Annotated in this window: 13 protein-coding genes; 11 read left to right on the forward strand and 2 right to left on the reverse strand. The window is 70.2% G+C overall.

The annotated features are described in order from the left end of the window. Positions 1 to 59: 59 nt before the first annotated feature. Positions 60 to 1505, reverse strand: a complete 1446-nt coding sequence (ppsR, locus tag MKK51_RS03060; RefSeq protein ID WP_243974895.1) for a transcriptional regulator PpsR — start codon at positions 1503 to 1505, stop codon at positions 60 to 62. Positions 1506 to 1540: 35 nt separating this feature from the next. Continuing rightward, positions 1541 to 2284 carry a B12-binding domain-containing protein gene (locus MKK51_RS03065; RefSeq protein WP_243974896.1) on the reverse strand — a complete coding sequence of 248 codons (744 nt, stop codon included), beginning with the start codon at positions 2282 to 2284 and terminating at the stop codon, positions 1541 to 1543. A 444-nt stretch (positions 2285 to 2728) separates the two neighbouring features. Between MKK51_RS03065 and bchF the strand changes: the two genes are divergently transcribed. From bchF to MKK51_RS03120, 11 genes are read left to right on the forward strand one after another with little or no spacing between them, the layout of a single operon-like run. Further along, on the forward strand, positions 2729 to 3235 hold the full coding sequence (gene bchF, locus MKK51_RS03070) for a 2-vinyl bacteriochlorophyllide hydratase (RefSeq protein WP_243974897.1): 507 nt from the start codon (positions 2729 to 2731) through the stop codon (positions 3233 to 3235). Next, positions 3232 to 4515, forward strand: coding sequence for a ferredoxin:protochlorophyllide reductase (ATP-dependent) subunit N (locus tag MKK51_RS03075; protein ID WP_243974898.1), 1284 nt, complete (start codon positions 3232 to 3234; stop codon positions 4513 to 4515). The genes bchF and MKK51_RS03075 overlap by 4 nt, the downstream gene beginning before the upstream one ends. A 4-nt stretch (positions 4516 to 4519) precedes the next feature. Further along, positions 4520 to 6166, forward strand: coding sequence for a ferredoxin:protochlorophyllide reductase (ATP-dependent) subunit B (bchB, locus tag MKK51_RS03080; RefSeq protein WP_243974899.1), 1647 nt, complete (start codon positions 4520 to 4522; stop codon positions 6164 to 6166). Then, positions 6141 to 9851, forward strand: a complete 3711-nt coding sequence (locus MKK51_RS03085; protein ID WP_243974900.1) for a magnesium chelatase subunit H — start codon at positions 6141 to 6143, stop codon at positions 9849 to 9851. Before bchB ends, MKK51_RS03085 begins: the two co-directional genes overlap by 26 nt. Then, positions 9848 to 10741 (forward strand): ferredoxin:protochlorophyllide reductase (ATP-dependent) iron-sulfur ATP-binding protein, encoded by an 894-nt coding sequence (gene bchL, locus MKK51_RS03090; protein WP_243974901.1) that lies wholly within the window; start codon positions 9848 to 9850, stop codon positions 10739 to 10741. The genes MKK51_RS03085 and bchL overlap by 4 nt, the downstream gene beginning before the upstream one ends. 12 nt (positions 10742 to 10753) lie before the next feature. Further along, positions 10754 to 11524, forward strand: a complete 771-nt coding sequence (gene bchM, locus MKK51_RS03095; RefSeq protein ID WP_243974902.1) for a magnesium protoporphyrin IX methyltransferase — start codon at positions 10754 to 10756, stop codon at positions 11522 to 11524. After that, positions 11521 to 12981, forward strand: coding sequence for a BCD family MFS transporter (locus MKK51_RS03100; RefSeq protein ID WP_243974903.1), 1461 nt, complete (start codon positions 11521 to 11523; stop codon positions 12979 to 12981). Before bchM ends, MKK51_RS03100 begins: the two co-directional genes overlap by 4 nt. A gap of 2 nt (positions 12982 to 12983) precedes the next feature. Next, on the forward strand, positions 12984 to 13757 hold the full coding sequence (gene puhA, locus MKK51_RS03105) for a photosynthetic reaction center subunit H (protein ID WP_243974904.1): 774 nt from the start codon (positions 12984 to 12986) through the stop codon (positions 13755 to 13757). Continuing rightward, positions 13754 to 14440 carry a photosynthetic complex putative assembly protein PuhB gene (gene puhB, locus MKK51_RS03110; protein ID WP_243974906.1) on the forward strand — a complete coding sequence of 229 codons (687 nt, stop codon included), beginning with the start codon at positions 13754 to 13756 and terminating at the stop codon, positions 14438 to 14440. The genes puhA and puhB overlap by 4 nt, the downstream gene beginning before the upstream one ends. Before the next feature lie 18 nt (positions 14441 to 14458). Beyond that, positions 14459 to 14932: a photosynthetic complex assembly protein PuhC gene (gene puhC, locus MKK51_RS03115; protein WP_243974907.1), complete on the forward strand. Its 474-nt coding sequence runs from the start codon at positions 14459 to 14461 to the stop codon at positions 14930 to 14932. Then, on the forward strand, positions 14929 to 15228 hold the full coding sequence (locus tag MKK51_RS03120) for a hypothetical protein (RefSeq protein ID WP_243974908.1): 300 nt from the start codon (positions 14929 to 14931) through the stop codon (positions 15226 to 15228). Before puhC ends, MKK51_RS03120 begins: the two co-directional genes overlap by 4 nt. Positions 15229 to 15270 lie beyond the last annotated feature (42 nt).

Raw genomic sequence — 15270 nt, forward strand, 5'->3', positions numbered from 1 at the left:
TTACACGGAGGCCGACAAATAAAGGCGACAGTCGGACGCAGGTCGCCGGTCGGACCGGGTCATTCGTCGTCGGCCGCCTCCGGCCCGTCGAGATCGCCGATCCCGTAGCGGCGCAGCTTGGCGTAGAGTCCCTGCCGGCTGAGGCCCAGCATCTCGGCGGCCGAGGCGCGGTTGTCGCGGGTGATGCGCAGGGCGGCCTCAATACAGAGGCGCTCGATCAGATCCGTCGATTCGCGCACGAGGTTCTTCATGGAAACCCGCCCGACCAGCTCGGTCATCTGCTCGACGGACCGCGGCAGCTCCCGCCCGCCGGGGGCGGCGGCGGTGCGGCGGGGGGTGGAGCGGATGGTGAAGCCGAGGCAGGGCTGACCGCCGTCGGGGACCGACACGGCGGCGACCTCGACCTCCTCCACCGACCCGTACTCGCCGCGCAGGCTCGTGGCGTAGTGGCGTACGGAGCCATGGTGGCCGAGGGTGGAGAACAGAGCGGCGGCCTCGGTCTCCTCGCGTCCGAGCCAGCGGTCGAGGGGTTCGCCGCGCACCTGCTCCTCGGTGGCGAGCTGCACCAGATCGAGGAATGCGGCGTTGGCCGCGAGGATGCGCCGCTGCGGGTCGGTGACGACGAAGCCCTCCGGCAGGCTCTGGATCACGTCGAGGGCCGAGGCCCCCGTCCGGCTCGGGGGAGCCGCGTCGGAAGGCTCGGCCGACAGCCGCAGCAGGGCGCTGGTGGCGTTCTCCTGCCGGAACAGCGAGGCGGCGACGCGGGTCTCGCCGCGACCGTTGCCGAGCCGGGCGACGAGATCGCCCGCCTGTCCGGTCACGCGCAGGCCGGCGAAGAGCGATTCGAGCTCGCGGGTACTGCCCGCATCGAACAGGTCCACCACGTCCTGACCGATGATGCGCTTCTCCGCGCGGCCGATGAGGCGGGCGGCGGCCGGGTTCACCTCGGTGACCCGGCGCGTGGCGGCATCCACCACCAGGACCGGCTCGCCGGCGAGCTGGAACAGCAGGCGGTAGCGGGTCTCGGCGCCGCGCAGGCGCAGGTAGTCGCGTTCCAGCGCCTGCTGGGTCTCGGCGAGCTTGCGCTGCAGCGCCGCCATGGCGCGCAGGTTGCGGCCGATGACGATCACCGGGCCGCCGGTCTCCAGGCGCAGGGCCGAGTAGCGGACGGGCAGGTCGATGCCGGTGGCGGAGGGATGGTTCACCTGGCGCCAGCGCGTGACCGCGCCGGGGGCCGCGTCACGCAGGAGGGCGGCGATCTTGGGCCGGCTCTCGACGCTGACCGTGTCCATCCAGAGCTGGCCGAGCCAGGTCTCGCAGCCCTCGTCGGTGAAGTCGGCATTGCCGAAGGCCGCATCGCGGATCACCCCATCCGCGTCGATGACCAACGCGAGGTCCGTCGCCGCGGCGACGAGGAGCCCGGCCGCCTCCGCATCGAGGGGACCGAGGGTTTTGCGAAGCGCTGCGAACGTTTCCGCCGCTGCAGGGAGTGCCAGACTGGTCAAGGATCACCACGGTGTGACGACGTCGAGCCGGTCTTTCAGCAGGGTCTGGCCCGCGGATCAAGCAAGCTCTCGGCGATGGAAATGGCGACACGGGCATCGCTCGCCGTCGCGTCAGCGCCGACGAGAACCGAATGATCGGGGTTTTCGGTGAAGATCGGCCCACCGACCATGACACGAACCGAGGGATTGCGCGAGGCGCGCCGCAGCTCCGCCACCATGCGCGCCAGGGCCGGAAGGAGGGTTTCGGACCCGAGCGACACCCCGATCACGTCGAACCAGCCGGTGCGGGCGGTCCGGATCGGGTCGGGATGGAGATCGTGCGCCGCGCACGTGACGTCCCATCCGGCATCGCGGAAGAAGCGCTCGATGAGGGAAAGGCCGAAGCTGTGCGTCTCGCCCGGGCAGGTCATCAGGAAGATGCTGCGCCCGTGCGGGTCCGGGGCCGGCTCCGAACGGAACCGGGCGGTGAGGTCGTGCATAATGCGCTGCAGGCGCCCCATGGCGATGGTGAGCTCCGCGAAATCGCAGAGATCCTCCTCCCACAGGTGGCCGAGATGGCGCGCCGTGGGGGCGAGGAGGTCGAGGAGCAGGCTGTCGAGGGCGAGGCCGTCCTCGATGAGGACGACGATCCGGCCCTCCACGTCCTCGCAATCGGGCTCGAGCACCAGGGCGGCGAATTCGGCGATCTGGTCCGGTGTCGGCAGGATGCCGGGGCGCTCCGAGCGCGGGTCGGCCCGATGGGCCAGCATCAACCGCGGGATGATCTCGGCTTCGACCACGCTGGCGAGATCGCTGTTCCAGGCCCGAGTCCGATCGAGAAACGGCCGGTCCGGATATAATTCATTATTGCGTTGCGGATGGACCTCGCCGGACGATCTTTCAAACATCGAGGCTGCCCGAAGCGAACTGACGTCATCCATTGGAACCTCCCAATGTTGCTGACGGCTTCTTGATCCAGCTCGATCTTAAGTGTCGAACTTCGCATCATCGACTTGTCTATGTCTCTGACGCTGCCTGCGACATGAAAACCGTTACAAGCGGGCCTTGACCTAGACGATACCGCTTACCAACGATTTGGCAATCCTGACTCTCACATTATTCTGCATCAAGTTTGTAAAAAGAAAACGACGTAAAGCTAGCTTGACACTCTTCCGGCGGGTTCATAACCTCCCTCTCAACAGGCCTCCGACCATGCGGGGCCGGGTCGAGACGGGGTGGAGCCGATGCCTGCAAGAGGAGGCCAGCCGAGACGACCTCTCTATTCGCCGGCCGAGCGCGCCCGGCGCGACGCCTCCGCCTGGACCCTGGTGCAGGGCATCCTCGCGCCGCTGCAGTTCCTGGTCTTCCTCGTCAGCCTCGGCCTCGTCCTGCGCACCTTGGCGACGGGGGAGGGCGCGTCGGCCGCCAACGCCTCCATCGTGGTCAAGACCCTCGTCCTCTACGCGATCATGGTCACCGGCTCGATCTGGGAGAAGGACGTCTTCGGGCGCTACCTGTTCGCCCCGGCTTTCTACTGGGAGGACATGGTCAGCATGCTCGTGCTGGCCCTCCACACCGCCTATCTCGCGGCGCTCGCCACGGGCGCCCTCGACACGACGGGGCTGATGCTCCTGGCGCTGGCGGCCTACGCCTCCTACGCCGTCAACGCCGCGCAGTTCCTGCTGAAGCTGCGGGCCGCCCGGCTGCAGGCCTCGCCCCGCGGCACCCTCTCCACGGAGGGCGCACGATGAATGCCCACGCTCCCCTCACGGCCTTCGAGAACGAGCGCGGACTCGAGATCCGGCAGGAACGCGGCCAGCGGGCGGTGTTCTGCGGGCTCACCGGCATCGTCTGGCTTCACCGCAAGATCCAGGACGCCTTCTTCCTCGTGGTCGGCTCGCGCACCTGCGCGCATCTCATCCAGTCGGCGGCCGGGGTGATGATCTTCGCCGAGCCGCGCTTCGCCACCGCCATCATGGACGAGCGCGACCTCGCCGGCCTCGCCGACATGAACGACGAACTCGACGCGGTGGTGGGCCGCCTCGTGGCGCGCCGGCCCGAGATCAAGCTCCTGTTCCTGGTGGGGTCGTGCCCCTCGGAAGTGATCAAGCTCGACCTGTCGCGCGCCGCCCAGAGGCTGTCGCGCAGCCTCGCGCCCGACGTGCGGGTGCTGAGCTATTCCGGCAGCGGCATCGAGACCACCTTCACGCAAGGGGAGGATGCCTGCCTCGCCTCCCTCGTGCCCGAGATGCCGGCCGAGGCGGAGCAGGCCGAGCCCGCGCTCCTCGTGGTCGGGGCGCTCGCCGACGTCGTCGAGGACCAGTTCGCCCGGATCTTCTCGGAGATGGGAATCGGCCCCGTTCGGTTCCTGCCCGCGCGCCGGGCCGGCGCGATGCCCCCGGTGGGACCGAACACCCGCTACCTCCTGGCCCAGCCCTTCCTGACGGACACGGCGCGGGTCCTGGACGAGCGCGGCGCCACGCGGCTCGCCGCGCCGTTCCCCCTGGGCGCGGAGGGCACCACGGGCTGGCTCAAGGCGGCGGCGGATGCCTTCGGCGTGGAGGCGGGACGGTTCGCTGCCGCCACGGCGCCGGGGCTGCGCCGGGCCGACCAGGCCCTCGCCCCCTACCGGGCGATGCTGACGCAACGCCGGATCTTCTTCTTTCCCGATTCGCAGCTGGAAATCCCCCTGGCGCGCTTCCTCTCGCGGGAGATGGGCGCCGAACTGGTGGAGGTCGGCACCCCCTATCTCCATCGCGGGCATCTCGATCGCGAGATGGCCCTGCTGCCGCGCGGCACCCGGATCGTGGAGGGGCAGAGCCTCGACGCCCAGATGGACCGGTGCCGGCAGGCCCGGCCCGACCTCACCGTCTGCGGGCTCGGCCTCGCCAACCCGCTGGAGGCGGAAGGGCTCGCCACCAAATGGTCGATCGAGCTGCTGTTCACCCCGATCCAGGGCTACGACCAGGCCGGCGACCTCGCCGAGCTGTTCGCCCGGCCCCTCGTCCGCCGTACCCGGCTGGAGGTGTAGCCCGATGCAGCTCACCGTCTGGACCTACGAGGGACCGCCCCATATCGGCGCCATGCGCGTCGCCACCGCCATGCGCGGCCTGCACTACGTGCTGCACGCCCCCCAGGGCGACACCTATGCCGACCTGCTGTTCACCATGATCGAGCGGCGCGATGCCCGCCCGCCGGTGACCTACACCACCTTCCAGGCACGTGACCTCGGCTCCGACACCGCCGAGATCTTCAAGAACGCGGTCGCGGCCGCCTACGAGCGATTCCGCCCCGAGGCGATGATCGTCGGCGCCTCCTGCACGGCGGAGCTGATCCAGGACGATCCCGGCGGTCTCGCCAAGGCCCTGGCCCTGCCGATCCCGGTCATCCCGCTGGACCTGCCCGCCTACCAGAAGAAGGAGAACTGGGGCGCCTCGGAGACCTTCTATCGCCTGGTCCGGACTCTGTGCGGCCCCAGGGCGGAGGCGGTCGGGAAGGCCGGGCGACGCCCGTCCTGCAACATCCTCGGCCCCACCGCCCTGGGCTTCCGCCATCGCGACGACCTCGTCGAGATCCGGAAGCTTCTCGACGCCCTCGGCATCGACGTGAACCTGGTGGCGCCGCTCGGTGCGAGTCCCGCCGATCTCGGCCGCCTCGGCGAAGCCGATTTCAACGTGGTGCTCTATCCCGAGATCGCGCGCGCCACCGGGCAGCACCTCCAAAAGACCTTCGGCCAGCCGATGGTCGAGACCGTGCCGATCGGCGTCGCCGCCACGATCCGCTTCGTGGAGGAGGTGGCGGCGATCGCCGGCGTCGATCCGGCCCCGGTCCTGTCCGGCGCACCCTCGCGGCTGCCCTGGTACTCGCGCTCGGTCGATTCGACCTATCTCACGGGCAAGCGCGTCTTCATCTTCGGCGACGCCACCCATGCCCTCGCCGCCGCCCGGGTCGCCGCCACCGAACTCGGCTTCAAGGTGGTGGGTCTCGGCAGCTATGCCCGCGAATTCGCCCGCGAGATCCGGGCCGAGGCGGCGCTCCACGGCATCGAGGCGACGATCACCGACGATTACCTCGACGTGGAGGCGGCGATCCAGGCCAGCGCCGCCGAACTGGTTCTGGGCACGCAGATGGAGCGCCACATCGCCAAGCGTCTGGGCCTGCCCTGCGCGGTGATCTCGGCCCCGATCCACGTCCAGGATTTCCCCGCCCGGCACTCGCCGCAGATGGGATTCGAGGGCGCCAACGTCCTGTTCGACACCTGGGTCCATCCCCTGATGATGGGGCTCGAAGAGCATCTGCTCGGCATGTTCCGCGAGGATTCCGAGTTCCACGCCGACGCCTCGCCCTCCCATCTCGGACCCGGCCACCACCCCGTCCCTCCCCCCTCTGCGGGGGAGGGTGGCCCTCGCGTCAGCGAGGGTCGGGAGAGGGGAGCGCCGGGTCCGGAGAGGTCGCCCCCTCACCCGCCTGCTCCGCAGGCACCCTCCCCCGCAGAGGGGGGAGGGAGTTCCGGCGCTGCAAACAGCACCTGGGCCCCAGACGCCGAGAAGGAACTGAAGAAGATCCCGTTCTTCGTGCGGGGCAAAGCCCGCGCCAACACCGAACGCTTCGCCCGCGAGCGGGCGCTTCCCCTCATCACCGTCGAGACGCTGTACGATGCCAAAGCGCATTTCGGACGCTGAGCGTCCCGCCCTCAGCCTCGTCATCGTGACGATGGACAATCACATGGCGAGCGCCCTGGAGCGTGCCCGCCACCGGCTGCGCGACGAGATGCCGGGGCTCACGCTCTGCTTCCACGCGGCGGCGGAATGGGACACCGACCCGGCGGCTTTGGCCGCGTGCAAGGCCGACATCGCCCGCGCCGACATCGTGGTCTCCACCATGCTGTTCATGGACGAGCATGTCCGCGCCATCCATCCGGCGCTACTCGCCCGCCGCCCGCATTGCGACGCGATGATCGGCTGCCTCTCGGCCAGCGAGATCGTCAAGACCACCCGCCTCAACCGCTTCGACATGGACGGCACCAAGCGCGGTGCCCTCGAATTCCTGAAGAAGCTGCGCGGCAAGACCGGCGCCCAGGGCAACGGCGCCCGCCAGATGGCGATGATCCGCCGGCTGCCCAAGATCCTGCGCTTCATCCCCGGCTCGGCCCAGGATGTCAGGGCCTATTTCCTCACCCTGCAATACTGGCTCTCGGGCTCGGACGAGAACATCGCCAACCTCGTGCGCTTCCTCGTCGGCCGCTACGCCGCCGGGCCGCGCGAGAGCTGGCGCCGGATCGCCGCCGCGCCGGCCCCCCTGAGCTACCCCGAGACCGGTCTCTACCATCCGCGCATGAAGGGCCGGATCGGCGAGGATCCCTCGCGGCTGCCGGTCCCGTCGGCGGGGGTGAAGGGCCGCGTCGGCCTGCTGGTGATGCGCTCCTACGTGCTCGCCGGGAACACCGCCCATTACGACGGCGTCATCGCCGCCCTCGAAGCGCGCGGGCTCAGTGTCGTGCCGGCCTTCGCCAGCGGCCTCGACAACCGTCCGGCGGTGGACGCCTTCTTCCGGAGCAACGGCCGGCCCGCCATCGACGCCCTCGTCTCGCTCACCGGGTTCTCTCTGGTGGGCGGCCCGGCCTACAACGACGCGCCCGCCGCCGAGACCACCCTGCGCGACCTCGACGTCCCCTACCTCGCCGCCCACGCCCTCGAATTCCAGACCGTGGAGCAATGGGAGGCCTCGGACCGCGGCCTCTCCCCCGTGGAGGCCACGATGATGGTGGCGATCCCCGAACTCGACGGGGCCACGGCGCCGATGGTGTTCGGCGGCCGTTCCAGCCGCTCGCCCGGCGCCAATGCCCGCGACATGAGCGTCCACCCCGAACGGGCCGACATGCTCGCCGCCCGCGTCGAGCGCCTCGTCTCCCTGCGCCGCAAGGACAGGGCCGCGCGCAAGGTGGCCATCGTCCTGTTCGGCTTCCCGCCCAATGCCGGGAGCATCGGCACCGCCGCCTTCCTCTCGGTCTACCAGTCCCTCCACAACACGCTGAAGGGCCTGAAGGCCGACGGCTACGACGTCGCCGTGCCCGACAGCGTCGACGACCTGCGCAACGCGGTGCTGGCCGGCAACGCCGCCCGCTTCGGCACCAGCGCCAACGTCCATCACCGCATCCCGGCCGACGACCATGTCCGCCGCGAGCGGCATCTCTCCGAGATCGAGGCGCAATGGGGCCCGGCCCCGGGGCGCCAGAACAGCAACGGGTCGCAGATCTTCGTGCTCGGTGCGCAGTTCGGCAACGTCTTCGTCGGCGTGCAGCCGGGCTTCGGCTACGAGGGCGACCCGATGCGGCTGCTGTTCGAGCGCGGCTTTGCCCCGACCCACGCCTTCTCCGCCTTCTACCGCTACCTGCGCGAGGATTTCCGGGCCGACGCCGTTCTGCATTTCGGCACCCACGGGGCGCTGGAATTCATGCCCGGCAAGCAGACCGGCCTGTCGGATTCGTGCTGGCCCGAGCGCCTGATCGGGTCGCTGCCCAACGTCTACCTCTACGCCGCCAACAACCCCTCCGAGGGCATGATCGCCAAGCGCCGCTCGGCCGCGACCATGGTGAGCTACCTCACCCCGAGCCTCACCCAGGCCGGGCTCTACCGGGGCCTCATCGACCTCAAGGCCTCCATCGAGCGCTGGCGCGGCCTGGAGCCGGAGGCGGAAGCCGAGCGCCGCGACCTCGGCCAGATGATCCAGGCGCAGGGGGCCGCCCTCGACCTGACATCGGCCGAGCCGGCCTGGTCCGGGGACATGTCCGGCAGGGTCCTGGCCCTCGGACGCGCCCTCGGCGAACTCGAACACACCCTGATCCCCCATGGAATGCACGTGGTCGGGGAGGGGACGCCGCCCCTGGAGCGGATCGACCTGCTGCTGGCCCTGGCGGACGCCTCGGGCGGCCTGAAGCCCGACCGCGCCGGCATCGAGGCCCTGGTGGCGGGGGCCCCCCTCGACCGGGCGCTGGCCGCAGCAAACCTGCCCCTCGACGAGGAACACCGCGCCGCCTTCGCCACCCTGCGCGAGACCGACGCCCTGCTGGCCGTGGACCACGAGCTGCCCGCCCTGCTGCGGGCGCTCGACGGCCGCTTCATCGCGCCGGTCGCCGGCGGCGACCTCCTGCGCAATCCCTCCGTCCTGCCCACGGGACGCAACATCCACGGCTTCGACCCCTACCGCCTGCCCTCCGCCTTCGCGGTGGCCGACGGCACGCGGCAGGTCGCCCGCATCCTCGCCCGTTACCGCGACGAGGGCGCGCCCCTTCCCGAGAGCATCGCCCTGGTCCTGTGGGGCACCGACAACCTGAAGAGCGAGGGCGGCCCCATCGCCCAGGCCCTGGCCCTGATCGGCGCGAGCCCGCGCTTCGACGGCTACGGCCGCCTCTGCGGCGCGACGCTGATCCCCCTCGAAGAACTCGGCCGCCCGCGCATCGACGTGGTGGTGACCCTGTCGGGCATTTTTCGCGATCTGCTCCCCCTCCAGACCAAGCTGCTGGCGGAAGCCTCCTATCTCGCGGCCACCGCCGACGAGCCGGCAGAGGGGAACTTCGTGCGCAAGCATGCCCTCGCCCACATGGAGGAGCACGGCATCGACATGGAGACCGCCGCCCTGCGGGTGTTCTCCAACGCCGAGGGCACCTACGGCGCCAACGTCAACAACCTCGTCGAATCCGGCCGCTGGGAGGACGAGGACGAGATCAGCGAGACCTTCTCGCGGCGCAAGTCCTTCGCCTATGGCCGCAACGGCCGGCCCACCGCCCAGCGCGCCCTGATGGGCAGCGTGCTCGCCAAGGTCGATCTCGCCTACCAGAACCTCGATTCGGTGGAGGTCGGGGTGACCTCCGTCGACCATTACTTCGACGGTCTCGGCGGGATGGGCCGGGCGGTGGCCCGCGCCAAGGGCGAGGCCGTGCCGATCTTCATCAGCGACCAGACCAGGGGGGAGGGCGTCGTGCGCTCCCTCACGGAACAGGTCTCCCTGGAGACCCGGACCCGCATGCTCAACCCGAAATGGACCGAGGGCATGCTCGGCCACGGCTACGAGGGCGTGCGCCAGATCGAGGCGCATCTCACCAACACCATGGGCTGGTCGGCCACCTCCAACGCCGTCGCGCCCTGGATCTACCAGCGCATCACCGAAACTTACCTCCTCGATCCGGAGATGCGCGAGCGTCTGGCGGCCCTGAACCCGACCGCGTCGGCCAAGGTCGCCCACCGCCTGATCGAGGCGCACCAGCGCGGTTTCTGGACTCCCGACGCGGCCACGCGCGATGCGCTCGACCGCGCCGAGGAGGAGCTCGAAGACCGTCTCGAAGGCATCACCGCAGGGGTCGCCGCATGAACATCGCCATCCGAAACCCCGTGGCCGCGCGCCGCGAGGAAGGCAGCCTCCAGGTCGAGCTCGACCCGGGCCTGAAGATCGGCACGGCGAAGGTCTTCGCCGTCTACGGCAAGGGCGGCATCGGCAAGTCGACGACCTCGTCGAACCTGTCCGTGGCCTTCTCGAAGCTCGGGAAACGCGTGCTCCAGATCGGCTGCGATCCGAAGCACGATTCGACCTTCACCCTGACGAAGCGCCTCGCCCCCACGGTGATCGATGCCCTGGAGGCGGTGCAGTTCCATTCCGAGGAATTGCGGATCGAGGATTTCGTGGCCGAGGGCTACAACGGCGTGATGTGCGTCGAGGCCGGCGGCCCGCCGGCCGGCACCGGCTGCGGCGGCTACGTCGTCGGCCAGACGGTGAAGCTCCTGAAAGAGCATCATCTTCTCGAAGACACCGACGTGGTCATCTTCGACGTCCTCGGCGACGTGGTCTGCGGCGGCTTCGCCTCGCCGCTCCAGCATGCGGACCAGGCGCTGATCGTCACCGCCAACGACTTCGATTCGATCTTCGCCATGAACCGGATCGTCGCCGCGATCCATTCGAAGTCGAAGAACTACCCGGTGCGGCTCGGCGGCGTCATCGCCAATCGCTCGGCCAAGACCGACGAGATCGACCGCTTCAACGCGGCCGTCGGCCTGGAGCGGATCGCGCATTTCCCCGACCTCGACGTGGTCCGGCGCTCGCGCCTCAAGAAGTCGACCCTGTTCGAGATGGAGCCGACGCCGGAACTCGTCGCGGTGACCGACGAGTACATGCGTCTCGCCGCCCATCTCTGGGCCGGCGGCAAGCCGCTCTCGGCGATGCCGATGAAGGACCGCGACCTGTTCGAGTTCCTCGGGTTCGATTGAGGGTCAAGCGCCATGACGAGCACCAGCTATGCGGCGCGCCGCTCGCAACTGACCACCTATTTCGACCGCACGGCGGTGGAGGCCTGGGCACGTCTCACCACGGACGCCCCCGTCTCGAAGATCCGCGCCACGGTGCGGGCGGGGCGGGACGCCATGCGGGCGAACCTGCTCTCCTGGCTCCCCGACGACCTCACCGGCCGGCGCGTCCTCGATGCCGGCTGCGGGACGGGGGCTCTCAGCGTCGAGGCCGCCCGCCGCGGGGCGGAGGTGGTCGCCATCGACGTCTCGCCGACCCTGGTGACTCTCGCCCGCGAGCGCAGCGCCGAGCTCCTCGGCGGCCACCGCATCGATTTTCGCGTCGGCGACATGCTCGATCCCCGGCTCGGCCGCTTCGACCATGTGGTCGCCATGGATTCGCTGATCCATTACGGCGCCGGCGACATCGTCCGCGCGCTCGCCGAACTCGGCCTTCGCACCGACGGATCGCTGGTCTTCACCGTGGCCCCGCGCACGGCGCTCCTCACGCTGATGCACGCCGCCGGCCGGCTTTTCCCGCGCGGCGACCGGGCGCCCGCCATCGTGCCGATCACGGAAGGCGGCCTGCGCCGCCGGATCGGCGGGGAGGCCGCGCTCGCCGGGTTCGCGGTGGGGCGCACGCGGCGGGTCAACAGCGGGTTCTATCTCTCGAACGCGGTCGAGCTGGCGCGCCTCGACCCTCCCCCCTCTGCGGGGGAGGGTGGTCGCGGGGCGACCGGGAGAGGGGAGACGGGAGCAGCCCCATGAAACCCGCCGACCTCACCGCCCGCCTGCTCACGCGCCTCGGCCCCGGCCTGATGCCGTTCCTGCCCTTCGCCGATGCGGCGACGCCGGAACTGCCCCTGGGACGGCTGCTGCGGCTGTCGCTGTTCCAGGTGACGGTGGGCATGGCCGCCGTGCTCCTCATCGGCACGCTGAACCGGGTGATGATCGTCGAGCTCGAAGTCCCGGCCTGGATCGTGGCGGTGATGCTGTCGCTGCCCCTGGTCTTCGCCCCCCTGCGGGCCCTGGTCGGCTTCCGCTCGGACACCCACCGCTCGGTGCTCGGCTGGCGCCGCGTCCCCTATATCTGGTTCGGCACCCTGCTGCAGTTCGGCGGGCTGGCGATCATGCCGTTCTCCCTGCTGATCCTGTCCGGCGACACCACCGGCCCGGTCTGGCCCGGCCATGTGGCGGCGGCGCTCGCCTTCGTCATGGTGGGGGCCGGCCTCCACACCACCCAGACCGTTGGGCTGGCGCTCGCCACCGATCTCGCCCCCGCCCATGCCCGGCCCCGGGTGGTGGCGCTCCTCTGCGCCATGCTGCTCGCCGGCATGATGGTCAGCGCCATCGCCTTCGGCCTGCTGCTGGCGAACTTCTCGCCCCTGCGGCTGATCCAGGTGATCCAGGGCGCGGCGGTGGTGACCATCGTGCTCAACGGCATCGCCCTGTGGAAGCAGGAGGCACGGCAACCCGGACGCACGGCGACGGACCTGCCGCGCCCGAACTTCTCGCAATCCTGGGCCACCTATGCCGGCAGCGGCCTCGCCCGCCGGCGCCTCGTCGCCACGGGGCTCGGCACGGCGGCCTTCTCCATGCAGGACATCCTGCTCGAACCCTATGGTGGCCAGATCCTGCACCTGCCGGTGGCCGCCACCACGGCGCTCACCGCCATGCTCGCGGCCGGCGGCGGGGTCGGGCTGCTGCTGGCCGCGCGCTGGCTCAACCGGGGCGGCGATCCGTTCCGGGTGGCGGCCGCCGGCAGCGGAGTCGGCATCATGGCCTTCTCGGCGGTGATCTTCGCGGCCCCCCTCGCGTCGGCCCAGCTCTTCACCACCGGCGTCACGCTCATCGGTCTCGGCGGCGGATTGTTCGCCCACGGCACGCTCACCGCCTCCATGGCGAAGGCGGGACCCGAGGATACCGGCCTAGCGCTCGGCGCCTGGGGCGCGGTCCAGGCCAGTGCGGCGGGCATCGCCATCGCCGCGAGCGGCATCCTGCGGGACGTGGGCTCCAGCCTCTCGGCATCCGGGGCGCTCGGCGAGGCCATGAGCGATCCGTCCGTGGGCTACCTCATCGTCTACCACATCGAGATCGCCCTGCTGTTCGCGACCCTCGTCGCCATCGGACCGCTGGTCCGCGACACCACCGGTCGTGACACCGCCACCCGCGACAGGGAGGCACGCGCCCTCCTGCCGTCCTCCATTCCCGGTCAAGGAGCCTGATCATGCCAAGAGGTGAAATCACGGGCTATGTCGATGTCGCCCAGGTCGTGCTCTACGCGTTCTGGATCTTCTTCGCCGGCCTCGTCTTCTACCTGCGCCAGGAGGACCGCCGCGAAGGCTATCCCCTGGAGAGTGAGGCGGCCGGCCGGCTCAAGCGCCCCGACCCGATCCTCATCCCGAGCCCGAAGCAGTTCCTGCTCTCCAACGGCCTGGTGAAGACCGCCCCCCAGACCGACATGCAGCCGGCCTGGAACTACAAGGGCCACAAGCGCGAAGTCTGGCCCGGCTCGCCCCTGGAGCCGGACAGCGACGGCCTGCACGACCACATCGGCCCCGGCTCCTACGCTGATCGCGACGACAACCACGACCGCACCTGGGACAACGAGAAGCGGATCGTCCCCCTGCGGGTCGCCGAGCATTTCGTGGTCCACGAGGACGGCCCGAACCCGATCGGCATGACCGTGTTCGGCGCCGACCGGCAGGTGGCCGGCACCGTCACCGACCTCTGGATCGACCGCGGCGAATCCATGGTCCGCTACATCGAGGTCGAGCTCGGGTCGGGCGGGCGCCGGGTGCTCATGCCCAACACCTTCTGCCGGACCGGGCGGTTCTCGCGCACGGTGAAGACCGAGGCCCTGCTCGCCCACCAGTTCGCCGACATTCCCGGCCAAAAAGACCCTGATTCGGTGACCCTCTACGAGGAGGAGCGGATCATGGCCTTCTTCGGCGCGGGCACCCTCTACGCCACGGCCGGGCGGCAGGAGCCGTTCCTGTGAGCGGCGCCGCGAGATCCCCCCTCGGCGTACCCGCCAACGCCTTCGACGCGCCGCCGGGCCTGCCCGCACCGCTGCCGCCCGGCGAGCACATCCTGTGGCAGGGGCGCCCCTGCGCCTTCGGCATCACGGCGCGGGCGCTGCATGCCCGCCTCGTCGGCCTCTGGTTCGTCGGGTTGGCCCTGTGGGCGGCGATCCCGCCCCTCGGCGAAGGCGCCTTCGGACAGGCCGCGCTTGTGGCCGGTCCGACCCTCCTCGTCGGCGCCGGCGCGGTCGCGCTCCTCGGCCTCCTCGGCTGGCTCTCGGCGCGCTCGACCACCTACACCATCACCAACCGCCGGGTGGTGATGCGCCTCGGCATCGCCCTGCCGATGACCCTCAACCTGCCGTTCGGCCTGATCGAGGGCGCGGGTTGCAAGGTCTTTACGGACGGGAGTGGTGACCTGCCTTTACGGCTGCGCGGGGGCAACCGCGTGGCCTACCTCCATCTCTGGCCGCATGCCCGTCCCTGGGCCATCACGAACCCCGAACCGATGATGCGATCGGTGCCGGATGCGAAGCTCGCCGCCGAAATCCTTGCCCGCGCACTGTCAAGTGCACTTGACACAACGGAGGAAACTGCGACTCCTATGGTGGTCGCGCGGCAGCGGCCCGTCCGCCCGCCGCGCCTCGCCAACGCGAGTTGAACTCAGGGAGGAGACGCGATGACGGCGAAGGCTGATGCCGCCCGGATTCCGCGACCGCTGGTCATCGGAGCACTTGGGCTCATGGGGTTCGTGACCGTCGTGGTGGGGGTCGGCCGCAGCGAGGGGATCGGCCTCTCGCACATGCCGCCGGCCCGGATCGTCCGCTCTGTCGACCTGAACCCCGAGGACCGCGCCGACGGCGCCATCGTCATCAGGGACGCGCGCTCAGAGAACGTCATCGCCACGATCGAGCCCGGCCAGGACAATTTCGTCCGCGCCACCCTGCGCGGCTTCGGCCAGGCCCGCCTGCGCGCCGGCCTCGGCCGGGAGCAGCCCTTCCGCCTGACGCGCTTTGCCGATGGCGGCCTCGAACTCTCCGACCCGTCGACGGGCCGCGCCGTCAATCTCGGGGCCTTCGGCCCGTCGAACTTCGTCGCCTTCACGAGGCTCCTCCCCGAGACGAGGCTTGCCGACAGCGGAGCCGCCCGATGATCGCGTCGTTCGGACGTCGCACCGTCGAGGTGCCCTGCACCGTCGAGATCGAGCAGACCCCCGAGACGCTCCACGCCCACGTGACCCTGGACGCCGCGTTCGAGATCGAACCGGGCGACGAGGTCCAGGTCCACGACGCGCCGACCTCCGTTCCCTACGGCGAGCGCCTCGTGGTCCGCCGCACCGCCACGGTCACCCGTGCCGGCATCCTGGAGCGGCTCTGGACCCGGTTCGCCGGCCATTTCGAGCTCACCGAACTCTACGAAGTCAGCTTCTCAGAGAGGAGGCGCCTGTGAACGTCTCGATCCAGCACCAGGCCCCGAAGGCCGTCACGCCGA

The organism is Methylobacterium sp. E-045, from assembly GCF_022829685.1.
In the GTDB taxonomy this organism is placed as follows: domain Bacteria; phylum Pseudomonadota; class Alphaproteobacteria; order Rhizobiales; family Beijerinckiaceae; genus Methylobacterium.

Excerpts from the sequence above, each read along its gene's own strand:
- bchF (WP_243974897.1), top strand. The coding sequence starts at position 2,729 with ATGCCTGCAAGAGGAGGCCAGCCGAGACGACCTCTCTATTCGCCGGCC.
- MKK51_RS03075 (WP_243974898.1), top strand. The coding sequence starts at position 3,232 with ATGAATGCCCACGCTCCCCTCACGGCCTTCGAGAACGAGCGCGGACTC.
- bchB (WP_243974899.1), top strand. The coding sequence starts at position 4,520 with ATGCAGCTCACCGTCTGGACCTACGAGGGACCGCCCCATATCGGCGCC.
- MKK51_RS03085 (WP_243974900.1), top strand. The coding sequence starts at position 6,141 with ATGCCAAAGCGCATTTCGGACGCTGAGCGTCCCGCCCTCAGCCTCGTC.
- bchL (WP_243974901.1), top strand. The coding sequence starts at position 9,848 with ATGAACATCGCCATCCGAAACCCCGTGGCCGCGCGCCGCGAGGAAGGC.
- bchM (WP_243974902.1), top strand. The coding sequence starts at position 10,754 with ATGACGAGCACCAGCTATGCGGCGCGCCGCTCGCAACTGACCACCTAT.
- MKK51_RS03100 (WP_243974903.1), top strand. The coding sequence starts at position 11,521 with ATGAAACCCGCCGACCTCACCGCCCGCCTGCTCACGCGCCTCGGCCCC.
- puhA (WP_243974904.1), top strand. The coding sequence starts at position 12,984 with ATGCCAAGAGGTGAAATCACGGGCTATGTCGATGTCGCCCAGGTCGTG.
- puhC (WP_243974907.1), top strand. The coding sequence starts at position 14,459 with ATGACGGCGAAGGCTGATGCCGCCCGGATTCCGCGACCGCTGGTCATC.
- MKK51_RS03120 (WP_243974908.1), top strand. The coding sequence starts at position 14,929 with ATGATCGCGTCGTTCGGACGTCGCACCGTCGAGGTGCCCTGCACCGTC.